Below are 11,992 nucleotides of genomic sequence, written 5' to 3'. Positions count from 1 at the left end.
TCCTCTTCATCCTGGTCATCCCGGTCGTGATCTACCAGATCCGCAACCTCCGTCAACAGCGGGAGGGCTGAGATGACGACCGCAACGCCGACCGTCGCCGCCGGCGCCCAGAAGACCGCCGGCACCCGCTGACCCTTATACCGCAGGTCTGACCGGCTCCGCCCCAGTTCACCGCGTGCCCGGCTCATCGGCCAGGTGAGCCGGATACCCTCGCAGGGGCATCCGTCGTACCCGGCGAGGAGGGGAGTCGCGTGGCGCGTAGCCGCAAGGTGACGGTCAGCACCGACGCCCACGGTCACACCGCAGGCTGGGCGGAGACCGAGCTGGCGCCGGTGATCGCACCCGTGCCGGATCCGGGCGCCGCGGCCTTCTTCGACGTGGACAACACGATGATGCAGGGCGCCTCGATCTACTGGTTCGCCCGCGGGCTCGCCGCCCGCAACTACTTCACGACGACCGACCTGGCCCGCTTCGCCTGGCAGCAGCTCCGGTTCCGGGTGCTGGCCCGGGAGCACGCCGGTGACATGTCGCTGGCGAAGGAGGCCGCGCTGGCCTTCGTCCAGGGCTGGCGGGTGGACGACGTGGAACGCCTCACCGAGGAGATCTTCGACGAGCTGATGGCCCCCCGGATCTGGGCCGGCACCCACCGGCTCGCCCAGGGGCACCTGGACGCCGGCCAGCGGGTCTGGCTGGTGAGCGCCGCGCCGGTGGAGATCGGCCGGGTGATCGCCACCCGCCTCGGCCTGACCGGCGCGATCGGCACGGTGGCCGAGGTGCTCGACGGGGCGTACACCGGGCGGTTGGTGGGTGATCTGATGCACGGCCCGGCGAAGGCCGAGGCGGTGACCCAGCTCGCGGCCGTGGAGGGGCTGGATCTCAGCCGCTGCGCGGCGTACAGCGACTCGGCCAACGACCTGCCGCTGCTGTCCGCCGTGGGCCGGGCGGTGGCCGTCAACCCGGACGGCACCCTGTTGCGGCAGGCCCGGCAGCACGGCTGGGAGGTACGGGACTTCCGCACCGGCCGCCGCGCGGTCAAGATCGCCGTACCGTCGACCGCGGCGGCCGGGCTGGTCGCCGGAGCGGTCACCGCCGGGCTGGCGCTGCAACGCCGCCGCCGCGCCGGCTGACCGGCCGCCACGGGCGGCTAGGGGCCGAACGGGTCCGGACGTCGCTCCAGCAGCGTGTGCAGGGTCTGCTGGATCGTCTCGCGTACCTGGTCGGCGAGGTTGAAGACGACCAGCGGATCGTCCGCCGAGTCGGTCAGGTGGGCGGTGGGGATCGGCGGGCAGAACTCGATCAGCCACTTGCTGGGCAGCGGCACCATGCCCAGCGGCCCGAGCAACGGGAAGGTCGGCGTGACCGGGAAATACGGAAGTTTGAGCAGTCGGGCGAGGGGCTTGATGTCGGCGAGCATCGGGTAGATCTCCTCGCCGCCGACGATGGCGACCGGCACGATCGGGGTGCCCGTCCGCAGCGCCGCCGAGACGAATCCGCCCCGGCCGAACCGTTGCAGCTTGTACCGGTCGGCGTAGAGCTTGCCGATGCCCTTGAAACCCTCGGGGAACACGCCGACCAGGTCACCGCCGCCGAGCAGCCGTTCGGCGTCCGGGTTGCAGGCCACCGTGCCGCCGGTCTTGCGGGCGATCTCCGACACCACCGGCATCCGGAACACCAGGTCGGCGCCGAGCAGGCGCAGGTAGCGGCGGGCGGGGTGCTTGTCGTGCAGCGCCGCCGAGAGGATCAGCGCGTCCAACGCCACCGTGCCGGAGTGGTTGCCGACCACCAGGGCGGGCCCGTCGACGGGCACGTGCTCCACCCCGCTGACCTCGGTGCGGAACCAGTCCCGGTAGAGCAGGCGCAGCAACGGGTGGAAGACCGCGTCGGTCAGATCCGGGTCGAAGCCGAACTCGTCGACCTCGTACTCGCCGGACAGCCGCCGACGCAGGAACGCCAGGCCGCCGGCGACCCTGCGGTCCCACTGGTCCCGGGGCCGGTCCGGCACGGCCGGCGCGGTGCCGCCGGGCGTCCCGTCGGCGGCCCGGTCGCCGTCCAGGCTCACCGGCTCGCCACTGGCCGTGGTGTCGACCTCGTCGCTGGTCGTGGTGTCGACCTCGTCGCTGGTCGCGGTGTCGACCTCGTCGGCCGGCGTCGGGGTCGGTGCCAAATCGGCCGCCGGCCGGTGTCCGTTGCGCCGCGCCGGCTCCGCGTCCAACGCGGGCGACTGCTGCGGTACGTCGAACCGGCCGATCCCCTGCGGGTCGCGCCCCTGCCCCGACCCGGTCATGACGCCACCTCGGTCCGCGGCTGCGGGGCCCGCACAACCGGCTGACTTCTCGCGCTCACGACGTCCGCTCCCGCACCGCGGCGCGGACCTGACGGATGCCGTCCAGGACCAGCTGCTCGGCAGCGGCCAACTGACTCCGGGTGACCACCACTCCGCCGTGGTGGGCGCGGATGAAGTCGTCGAAGGCCTCGGCGGTGGAACGGGGTGTGAAGCCGTACTCCTGCTCAAGGCGGGTGGTGTCGACGACGCGCCCGTGCACGAAGAGGTCGACCTGGTCCAGGCCGTACCTCCCGAAGCCCATGCTGCGGGCCAGCGCGGCGGCACCCGACAGCCCCGGCTCCAGCACCGGCACGGCCACCCGACCGGCGCGCCGGATCGCCTGGGACAGCGACAACACGCCCGGACCGGCGACGTTGTAGGTGCCGGGGTGATCCTCCACGATCGACCGGTGCAGCACCTCCAACGCGTCGTCGAAGTGCAGGAACTGCAACCGGGGGTCACGGCCGAAGACGGTCGGCACGAACGGCTGCGCGAAGTAGCGGGTCAACGTGGTGTCGGCCGTCGAGCCGATGAACGGGGCGAACCGCAGCACCGTCGCCGTGACGTCGGACCGTCGGCGGCGGAAGCCGCGAACGTACCCCTCGACGTCCAGGATGTCGCGGCCGAACCCGCCGCGCGGCACCTCGCGCGGCTCGGTCTCCTCGGTGAACACGGCCGGGTCCCGGAACGACACGCCGTACGCGGCGGTGGACGACCGGACCACGAGTTTGCGCAGCCGGGGTGCCCGTTGGCAGGCGGCGAGCAGCTGCATCGTGCCGATGACGTTCTGCTCCTTCATGCCGGACCGGCCGCCGTGCTGCGGGTCGGGGGCGCTGACCAGCGCGAGGTGCACCACCGCGTCGACGTCCAGGTCGGCGAGGAGACCGCCGAGTGAGCCGGCGTCGACGCGGATCCGTTCGACCCGGTCCAGCAGGTCGCTGAACTCGGCACCGGCCTCCGGGGCGTCCACCCCGATGACCCGCTCGATACGCGGGTCGGCGGCCAGCCGGGCCGCCACGTGAGCGCCCAGGTAACGGCTCACCCCGGTGACGACGACGACCCCCGGAGCACCTGAGGTGCTACCGGGGGTCATCTGACGCACCTACCCCGACAGGAGGGATCGAGCCGGGACGACCACGGCCTGATCACCTGAGCCTCCGGAGGTCGACAGTTTGGCAAGTGACGCCGGACGCCGGGCGCGAAGCCCGGCGGCGATCACTTGCCGAGACGGCGACGCTGGACGCGGGTCTTGCGCAGCAGCTTGCGGTGCTTCTTCTTAGCCATGCGCTTACGGCGCTTCTTGACCACCGAGCCCATACGACAGCCTTTCGATACAACGTGCGGGGCGGACCGGGTGACACCACGCAGGTGGCGACGGCGACCGCTTGCGGACAACGGACCGGACCAGTCTGGGCGGCGGGGCGCACCGGTGGGGTCTCGGTCGGGCTCCAGGGTAGCCGCAGAGCGTCAGCAGGACCAACGCGCCCCCGTCGATGCCGCTTTCGGTACGCGAGCGCGGGGCTCGCGAACGCGCTCCTCCTGCTCACCGATGCCCGTTACGTCGCACTCGATCCGGGAGCCGGTGGCTCAGGCGGTTTCCTGAAACGCGCCCCGGAGATACTCGTGTACGGCGTGCTCGGGCACCCGGAACGACCGGCCGACCCGGACGGCGGTCAGCTCGCCGCTGTGCACGAGGCGATAGACAGTCATCTTCGACACCCGCATGACCGTTGCCACCTCGGCGACGGTCAGGAACTTGACATCCGACAGCCGTCCGTCGGACTGCGACCCGGCCATGGCTCACCGACCCATCCCATGCCCGGCGCGTGCCAACCCGACGGATGCTCCGGGCCGGGCGGCGACGCGCGTGTTACCAGTACGGTAGCGGGGCCGCTGTGACCGGCGCGATCCCTTCGTACAACTGATCATGTTTTGGGTCGCCGGTTCACCCGATCCGTGCTCCCGGTACGTCCCCGCCCGCTCCGGTCGTCCGGTTGCCGCTCACTCGGCGCGCAGCGCGACCACCGGGTCGAGCCGGCCGGCGCGCTGCGCGGGGACCACGCCGAAAACGATGCCCACCGCCGCCGACACGCCGAACGCGAGCGCCAACGACCACCAGGTGATCGCCGCGGGGATCGGTGACAGCGCGTCCACCAGCAGCGCGGTGCCCACACCCAACGCCATTCCGGTCAGCCCGCCGATCGTGGTGAGCAGCACCGCCTCCAACAGGAACTGCACGCCGATGTCGCGGGGTCGGGCGCCGACGGCCTTGCGCAGACCGATCTCCCGGGTCCGTTCCCGGACGCTGACCAGCATGATGTTGGAGACGCCGACCCCACCGACGAGCAGCGAGATGCCGGCGATGGCCGCCAGCACGCCGGTGAGTACGCCGAGGATGTCGCCGAGCACACCGAGGATCTGCTGCTGGGTGACGGCGCTGAACTCGGTGTCCGGGTGTCGGCGGTTCAGCTCGGCGACGATCCGCTCGCCCAGTTCGTCGATCCGCTCCCGGTCCGGTGCCTTCACGGCGATGCCGTCCACCCGTTGGGTGCCCCAGAGCCGCTGCGCGGCCGTCACCGGCACGTGCACCTCGTCGTCGCGGTCGACGCCGAGGCTCTGCCCGAGCGGCGCGAAGACGCCGATGACCCGGAACCGTACGCCGGCCAGCGTCACCTGCTGGCCGAGCGGATCCCGGTCCGGGAACAGCGCCCGGGCCACCGAGTCGCCGAGCACCGCCACCCGCCGGCTGGTGTCCACGTCCGTGCCGGTGAGGTAGCGGCCCCGGGCCAGCGAGCGGGTGAACACCGTCGGGGTCGTCTCCAGCACGCCCTGCACGGTGGTGAAGTCGGAGCGGGCACCGGCGCGCGCGGTCGCCCCGGAGGCGACAGTGACCGCGACCCGCTCCGGATCGCCGACCACCCGGGTCACCGCGTCCACGTCCTTGAGGGTCAACGGCGAGACCACCGGCGCGGTGCCCACCTCGATCTTGCCGGGGACGACCAGCAGCAGGTTGGAGCCGAGCCCCTCGACCTGCTGTTCCACCTGCTGCTTGGTGCCGGTGCCGATGGCCACCAGCAGCACCACCGAGGCCACCCCGATGATCACGCCGAGCATGGTGAGCGCGCTGCGCAGTCGGTTGGCCCGGAGCGCGTCCAGCGCCACCCGCCACGCCTCGGCGACCCTCACGCCACACCTCCGGGCCGACCGACCTCGGCGCCACCCGGAGCGGGCTCCTGCGGAAGGCGCCCGGTGGCTCCGGCGGCGCCACCGGAGCCACCGGACGGGTGCCCCGGGCCGCTTCCGGAAACGGATCGGGGCTCCGCGCTGGGAGCGGGCACCAGTGTCTCAGGTCGATCGTGGTCGACGGACAGCGGTCGATCATGGGGGTCGTCGCTGTCCGTCACGACCACCCCGTCCCGCATGGTGATCCGGCGGGCGGCCCGGCCCGCCACCTCCTGGTCGTGGGTGACCAGCACCAACGCGACACCGGACTCGGCGTTCAGCTGCTCCAGCAACTCCAGCACGGCGGCGCCGGTGACGCTGTCCAGGTTGCCGGTCGGCTCGTCGGCGAGCAGCACCGTCGGCTCGGTGACCAACGCTCGGGCGATGGCCACCCGCTGCTGCTCACCGCCGGACATCTGGTTGGGACGGTGGTCCAGCCGGTGCCCGAGGCCCACCCGGCCGAGCATCGCCGCCGCCCGTTCCCGGCGCTGCCGGGCCGGCACACCCCGGTAGACCAGCGGCAACGCCACGTTCTCCACCGCCGAGGTACGCGGCAGCAGGTGGAACGCCTGGAAGACGAAACCGATCGTCTCGTTGCGCAGGGTGGCCATCTCCGGCGGGGACAGGGCGTTGACGTCCCGTCCACCGATCACCAGCCGACCGCCGGTGGGCCGGTCCAGCCCGCCCAGCAGGTGCATGAGGGTGGACTTGCCGGAGCCGGACGGCCCGACCAGCGCCACGTAGTCACCCGGGTGCACGATCAGCGACACCCCGCGCAGCGCCTCCACCGACACACCGTCGAGCTGGTACGTCCGGGAGACGTCCACCGCCTCGACGGCCGGGACGCGTTCCGCCGTCGACCCGGCTTCCGGCCGGTCGCCGACCGGTCCCGTCACCGGACTTCCTGGCCGTCGCGGACCTGGTCGGTGCCGCGCACCACGATGCGGTCGCCGGGCTGCACGCCGTTGAGGATCTGCACCAGGTCCGATCCCTGGACACCCACGGTCACCGGTGCCCGGTCCGCCCTACCGTCGCGGACCACCCAGACGGCGTCCCGGCCGTCGGCGGAGAACACCGCCGAGGCGGGGACGGTGACCGCGTCGGCGGCCTCGCGTACCCGCAGGTGCACGATCGCGTTCATGCCGGGCCGGGGCGTCGGTGCCGGCTCGCCCTCGGCCAGCTGTCCCGCGCCGAGCGTGAGGCGTACCCGGTAGGTGACCCCGCCCTGCGCGGAGCTGGTGGGGAGCACGTCGACCGAGCGGACGGTGGCGTCGTAGCTGGCGGCGGTGACGGCGTCCAACTCGACCGTGGCGGTCACACCGGTTCGGACCAGCAGCACGTCGGTCTCGTCCACCTCGGCGAGCAGCCCCAGCTGCCCGGTGTCCACCACGGTCAGCACCGGCGTGCCGGCGGTGACCTGACCGCCGACCGCGACCGCGTCGTCGACCCCGGCCGGTGGCGCGCCCTGGCTGGGTGCCAGCACGGACGGGTCGATCCCGGCCCCACCCGCCTGCTCCAGCAGCCCGGCGAGGCCACCGTTCGCGCCCCCGCCGGCCCGGGTGCCGCCCGGCTGCACCACGCCGGCGATCGGGGCGCGCAGGGTCAACGCGTCGACGGTCGCCTTCGCCAGGTCGTACGCCTGCTGGGCCTGGAGCCGCTGCGCCGCGGAGAGCGCGCCGACGGCGGAGCTCAACCCGTTGATCCCCCGTTGCACCGCGCGGACGGCCGCGTCGGCGCTGCGCGCGGCGGCGGCGTACTGGCGCTGCGCCGACGTCACCTGGGTCAGCAGCGCGTCGCGCAGCTGCGGGTCGGCGATCTTCTCGGCGGCCGTGCGGGCGGCGTCGAACGCCTCGTCGGCGGCCTTGTCGGTGCCGCGCCGGCTGCCGGTCAGGTCTCCGGTGGAGGCGCCGCGACCGGCACGCTTCGCCGCGTCCAGCGCCTCCTTCGCCTGGCGCAGTCGCTGCTGCGCGGACGGCGAATCGACCACGGCCAGCACCTGACCCCGCTTCACCCGCTGTCCGGGTTGGACGCGCAGGCTGGCCAGGGTGCCGTCGGAGGAAGCGGTGAGGGTGGCGGCGGCCCGCGCGGTCACCGTCGCCGGGGCGTCGATCACCTCGGTCACCGGGTTGCGGGCCGCCGAGGCCAGCGCGACGGGCGGCTGATCGTCGCCGCAGGAGGCGGCCGTGGTGGCGGTGAGGACGGCGACGGCGGTCAGGGCGATGAGCAGGCGGGGCCGGATGGTGCTGGCCGGCCGGGGTGACTGAGGGCGGCGCACCCATCGATCGTACGGCGCACCGTCACCGCGGCCCCGCAGGCGTCAGGCGGCGGTGGCGCGGACGTACGCCACGCACTCGTCGTGCAGCGTCGACCACTGCTCGCCGAACGCCTGCCTGGCGGCGACGTCGAGCGTTCTGCGCTCGTGCACCACGGTCTTGAAGAAGGCGAGCACCCGCTGCGACCCGTACCGGTCGACGAGGTGCCGGACGGCGAGGTACCCGATGCCGTAGCTGCCCCCGACCCGCTCGGCGGAGGCGTCGTCGGCGGGGGTGACTCCGTCCAGTTGGCCGTCCCACCCGCCGCGGACCAGCTTCCGTACCTCGGCCAGCCCCTCGTACCGTTCCACCGGCCGGCCGCCCGCGCCCGCGAACTCGGCCAGCCCTTCGACGAGCCACCAGGTCAGCTTGCCCGGGTATCCGCGCTCCGGCAGGGACGCCGCATGGGTCAACTCGTGCCGGAGCAGCTCGTCGGCACCGCTGCTGGTCAGCCCTTCGGCGTTGAGCACGACCTCGTGGTGGCCGCCGCCCACGGTCACCGCGTAACCGCCGGTCCACTGTGGTCGACCGCCGCCGTACCAGCGCTGCCACTCGGTGCGACCCGCGTAGAAGATCCGGTAGCGATCGGGTGGTGAGCCGGCGGCCACGTACCCGTCGGCGACCCTGGCCGCCGCCTCCGCCTGGGTGAGCAGGCCGGGCAGTTTGGCACGCAGCGCCGGTGTGGTGGCGACGATGGTGCGCGGGCCGACCGCCACGGCCAGGTCGCTGATCTCCCACGGCCGGGTGCCGGTCTCGGCGGACTTGGACTCCTCCAAGGCGACCAGCAGCGGCTGGTCGCCGTTCTCCCGCCAGCGGGTGCCGATCAGCACCGGGCTGGGCTGGCAGCCCGGGGCCACGAAGCAGTACTGGAAGCGCACCAGCAGCCGCCACTCGCCCGCCTTGCCGACGACCGGCACGGGCAGGCCACTCGGTTCGGCCCGCCAGACGGTCACCTTGAGGGCGCGCAGCGCGGCGAAGCGGCGACGCAGGTCGGTGTGCGCGGCCGGTTCGGCGACGGCGAGGTAACCGGCCCGATCACCGCCGAGCAACGCGGAGGACTGGCGCCGGAGCTGGGCGGTCATCCGGTCGGACAGCCCACGGGCGACCGCGGTGGCCGGATCGTCTGTCGCCGGGGCCCCGATCCGACTGATCGTGGGGCGGCCACCGGCCTCGCGGACCACCCCCACCACCAGCAACGCCGGCAGGCCGCAGCCCAGGACCAGGACGATCACCACGAACGCCGTCCACAGCGGCCAGAGCCGCCGCGGTGCCGGGCGCTGCACCCCGTCAATCACTCGCCGAAGGGTACGACCATTCGTCCCATCGAGCGAGGCCGACCCCGTCCGGACGGGTACGGCTCACCCGGCGGCGGACGGCCACGATCGGAATGCCACATCCAGGCCGGCGACCAGTTGCTGGTACGAGCGGTCCACCTCGCGGGGCAGACCGAAACCCCCGGCGGCCTCCAGCGCGACGAATCCGTGCAGGGCGCTGCGCAGTGCCCGGGTCGCGTCGACCGCGTCGTCGTCGGTGAGCCCGTACCCGCGCAGCACCGCATAGATGGCGGCGACCGCCCGCGTCCCCGCCTCGACGTGCTCGGGGTCGGCCGGGTCGGGCACCCGCTGGGTCGCCGGGTAGCGGCCGGGGTGCCGGTGGGCGTAGTCGCGGTAGGCGTCGGCCATCGCCCGTAGCGCGTCCCCGCCGGCCCGACCGGCGGCGGCCGTGGTCAGCTCGGTGGCCAGCTCGGCGGTGGCCAGCGCGGAGAGCTTCTGGGCCAGTGCGTCGGCACCACGGATGTGCTTGTAGAGGCTGGGCAGCGCGACACCGAGCCGACTGGCGAGCGCCGCCAGGGTGAGCTGCTGGTAGCCGACCTCGTCGGCCAGCCGGGCCGCCTCCCGGACCAGGGTCTGCTGGTTGAGACCGACCCTAGGCATCGGCGCACACCGCCAGGAAACCGATCAGTTCCTCGGCCGTCCGCTGTGGCCGGTCGGCGTGCGGGTAGTGACCGGACTCCCCGATCATCCGGGCCTCGGCGGTGCGGTAGAGCCGGCGCGCGGCCCGCACCTCGGCACGCGGATCGGGGAAGTCCGGGTCCTTGTCGCCCATCAGCACCAGCACCGGTTGCCGCACCTGCGGGGCGCGGGCGGTCCAGTGCGGCTCGACCGGCCCGATCACACCGCGCGTCGCGGCCATCCGGCCAGCTTCGCGCAGGTTGGCCACCATCGACCGGCGGTACGCGTCGTCGTCGTCGGGCCGGTGCACCGGGAAGAGCGTCTTGTGGAACATCCCGAACAGTCGCGGGCTGCGCAGCACGGCACCCATCGCCAACCGCAGCAGCGGGTTGAGCTTCGGCTGACCGACGAAGGCGCCGATCTGCACGATGCCGGAGACCAGCTCGGGAGCGTCGGTGGCGGCGAAGACCACCGCCGCCGCGGCCGACGAGCTGCCGACCAGCACGGCCCGCCCGGCGTCCAGGTCGCGGACGACGGCCAGCAGGTCGGCGCCGACCTCCGCCGGGGCGTACGTGGGCCAGCCGACGCTGGACTCTCCGTGCCCCCGGACGTCCACCGAGGCGACCCGGTGACCGGCGGCCACCAGCAGGGGCACGAGGTGGCGGAAGCTCGCCCTGTTCTCCCCCATGCCGTGCGCGAGGACGACGAGCGGCCCGTCGCCGTGCACCTCGTAGGCGATGTGTCCACCGTCCCGCCGGACCAAGCTAGTTGTCATAGCCATAAAGCTATTCCACTTAGCCAACGCCGTCAAGCCCCGGACCTACGCGACGGGCCGGCGGCGGCCCGAGGGGTCGCCGCCGGCCCGTCAGCCGATCGGTCGGGGTTACTTCTTGGAGATCAGGGCGCGGCCGAAGAAGACCAGGTTGGCCGGGCGCTCGGCGAGGCGGCGCATCAGGTAGCCGTACCACTCGTCGCCGTACGGGACGTAGGTGCGCACGGTGTAACCCTCGCCGGCCAGCCGGGCCTGCTCCTCCGGGCGGATGCCGTAGAGCATCTGGAACTCGAAGCGCTCCGGCCCCCGGTCGAACCAGCGCGCCCGGTCCTCACCGATGGCGATCATCCGGGGATCGTGGGTCGCCAGCATCGGATAGCCGTCGCCGGACATCAGGATGTTCATGCAGCGCACGTACGACTTGTCCACCTCACGGGTCGACTGGTACGCCACCGACTCCGGCTCCTTGTAGGCGCCCTTGCACAGCCGGACCCGCGAACCGGCGGAGGACAACTCCCGGCAGTCCGACTCGGTCCGGCGCAGGTACGCCTGGAGCACCGCGCCGGTCGACGGGAAGTCCTTGCGCAGCTTGCCCAGCACCTCCAGCGTCGAATCGGTGGTGGTGTGGTCCTCCATGTCCAGGGTGACGGTGGTGCCCGCCGCGTCGGCGGCCGCGCAGATCGCCCGCGCGTTGTCGTACGCCAACTGCTCGTCGAACAGCTGACCGAGGGCGGACAGCTTGACGCTCACCTCGGCCGCCGGGGTGAGACCCGCGCCGGCGAGCATCTTGAGCAACCGCAGGTACTCGTCCCGGGTGGCGGTGGCCTGCTCGGGGGTGACGGTGTCCTCGCCCAGGTGGTCGAGGGTGACCGCCAGACCGTCGTCGACGAGCCCGCGGGTCGCGCGCAACGCGTCGTCGGTGGCGGCGCCGGCGACGAACCGGCGTACGACGTCCCGGGTGAACGGGGCGGTCGCGACGAGCCGCTCGACCTGGGATGACCGGGAGGCGGCGAGGATGACGGAACGGAGCATGAACCGAGCGTATCGCCCCTGCCAGGGGCCCCGCCGAGGGGCAGCCGAGGCACCTCGGCAGCGGGGCGGGGCGGCGGCGGTGGCGTCGATCGGCTACAACGATGCCGTGGACCAACGCCCCCGCCGCCGGCTCCGGTCGGCCTCCGTGCAGCTCGGCGCGCTCACCGCTCTCGCGCTCGCCCTCTCCGGCTGCAATATGACCTCGGACGACGACGATGACGACGACTGCGCCCTCGGGCCGGTCGGTGGCGGTGAGACGGTCGCGCTGGCGATGCTGGTCGCCGCGCCGGCCGGGGGCAGAGCCGCCCCGGAGCCGACCACCGCGGCCCTGCCCGAGCGCGGCGGGTTCGGCACCCACCTCGCCTCCTGCGGCGGCTGA

Annotated in this window: 13 protein-coding genes; 2 read left to right on the top strand and 11 right to left on the bottom strand. The window is 73.2% G+C overall.

The genetic code is table 11. From position 1 onward, the window contains the following. The first annotated feature begins 251 nt into the window (after positions 1-251). Entirely contained in the window at positions 252-1,127 is an 876-nt protein-coding gene (locus F8271_RS12885) for an HAD family phosphatase (protein WP_151489924.1), read from the top strand. A 17-nt stretch (positions 1,128-1,144) separates the two neighbouring features. Here F8271_RS12885 and F8271_RS12880 read toward each other — a convergent pair whose 3' ends face one another. The 11 genes from F8271_RS12880 to F8271_RS12830 form a co-directional block, all read right to left on the bottom strand. Continuing rightward, positions 1,145-2,002, bottom strand: coding sequence for a lysophospholipid acyltransferase family protein (locus tag F8271_RS12880; RefSeq protein WP_192580264.1), 858 nt, complete (start codon positions 2,000-2,002; stop codon positions 1,145-1,147). Between the two features lie 337 nt (positions 2,003-2,339). Then, positions 2,340-3,416: an NAD-dependent epimerase/dehydratase family protein gene (locus F8271_RS12875; protein WP_151489923.1), complete on the bottom strand. Its 1,077-nt coding sequence runs from the start codon at positions 3,414-3,416 to the stop codon at positions 2,340-2,342. Between the two features lie 122 nt (positions 3,417-3,538). Further along, a complete protein-coding gene (locus F8271_RS12870) occupies positions 3,539-3,640 on the bottom strand; it encodes a 30S ribosomal protein bS22 (protein ID WP_007465623.1) in 102 nt (33 codons plus the stop codon). A gap of 270 nt (positions 3,641-3,910) precedes the next feature. Further along, positions 3,911-4,120 (bottom strand): helix-turn-helix domain-containing protein, encoded by a 210-nt coding sequence (locus F8271_RS12865; RefSeq protein ID WP_091079691.1) that lies wholly within the window; start codon positions 4,118-4,120, stop codon positions 3,911-3,913. Between the two features lie 204 nt (positions 4,121-4,324). Continuing rightward, entirely contained in the window at positions 4,325-5,509 is a 1,185-nt protein-coding gene (locus F8271_RS12860; RefSeq protein ID WP_151489922.1) for an ABC transporter permease, read from the bottom strand. Further along, entirely contained in the window at positions 5,506-6,441 is a 936-nt protein-coding gene (locus tag F8271_RS12855) for an ABC transporter ATP-binding protein (protein WP_151489921.1), read from the bottom strand. The genes F8271_RS12860 and F8271_RS12855 overlap by 4 nt, the downstream gene beginning before the upstream one ends. Further along, complete coding sequence (locus tag F8271_RS12850; protein ID WP_151489920.1) at positions 6,438-7,820, bottom strand: efflux RND transporter periplasmic adaptor subunit; 1,383 nt, start codon at positions 7,818-7,820, stop codon at positions 6,438-6,440. Before F8271_RS12850 ends, F8271_RS12855 begins: the two co-directional genes overlap by 4 nt. Positions 7,821-7,862: 42 nt before the next feature. Continuing rightward, positions 7,863-9,152, bottom strand: a complete 1,290-nt coding sequence (locus tag F8271_RS12845) for a hypothetical protein (RefSeq protein WP_151489919.1) — start codon at positions 9,150-9,152, stop codon at positions 7,863-7,865. A 63-nt stretch (positions 9,153-9,215) separates the two neighbouring features. Then, positions 9,216-9,791, bottom strand: a complete 576-nt coding sequence (locus F8271_RS12840) for a TetR/AcrR family transcriptional regulator (protein WP_151489918.1) — start codon at positions 9,789-9,791, stop codon at positions 9,216-9,218. Beyond that, entirely contained in the window at positions 9,784-10,584 is an 801-nt protein-coding gene (locus tag F8271_RS12835) for an alpha/beta fold hydrolase (protein WP_225854488.1), read from the bottom strand. The genes F8271_RS12840 and F8271_RS12835 overlap by 8 nt, the downstream gene beginning before the upstream one ends. A gap of 108 nt (positions 10,585-10,692) precedes the next feature. Beyond that, positions 10,693-11,613 carry a proline dehydrogenase family protein gene (locus F8271_RS12830; RefSeq protein ID WP_151489916.1) on the bottom strand — a complete coding sequence of 307 codons (921 nt, stop codon included), beginning with the start codon at positions 11,611-11,613 and terminating at the stop codon, positions 10,693-10,695. Between the two features lie 106 nt (positions 11,614-11,719). Here F8271_RS12830 and F8271_RS12825 point away from each other — a divergent pair, with 106 nt between their 5' ends. Next, positions 11,720-11,992 (top strand): hypothetical protein, encoded by a 273-nt coding sequence (locus F8271_RS12825; RefSeq protein WP_225854487.1) that lies wholly within the window; start codon positions 11,720-11,722, stop codon positions 11,990-11,992.

This window comes from Micromonospora sp. ALFpr18c, from assembly GCF_008868155.1.
Classification (GTDB): Bacteria; Actinomycetota; Actinomycetes; order Mycobacteriales; family Micromonosporaceae; genus Micromonospora.
Note: the sequence above shows the minus strand (reverse complement) of the source record. Positions and strands in the feature narration are given on the sequence as shown.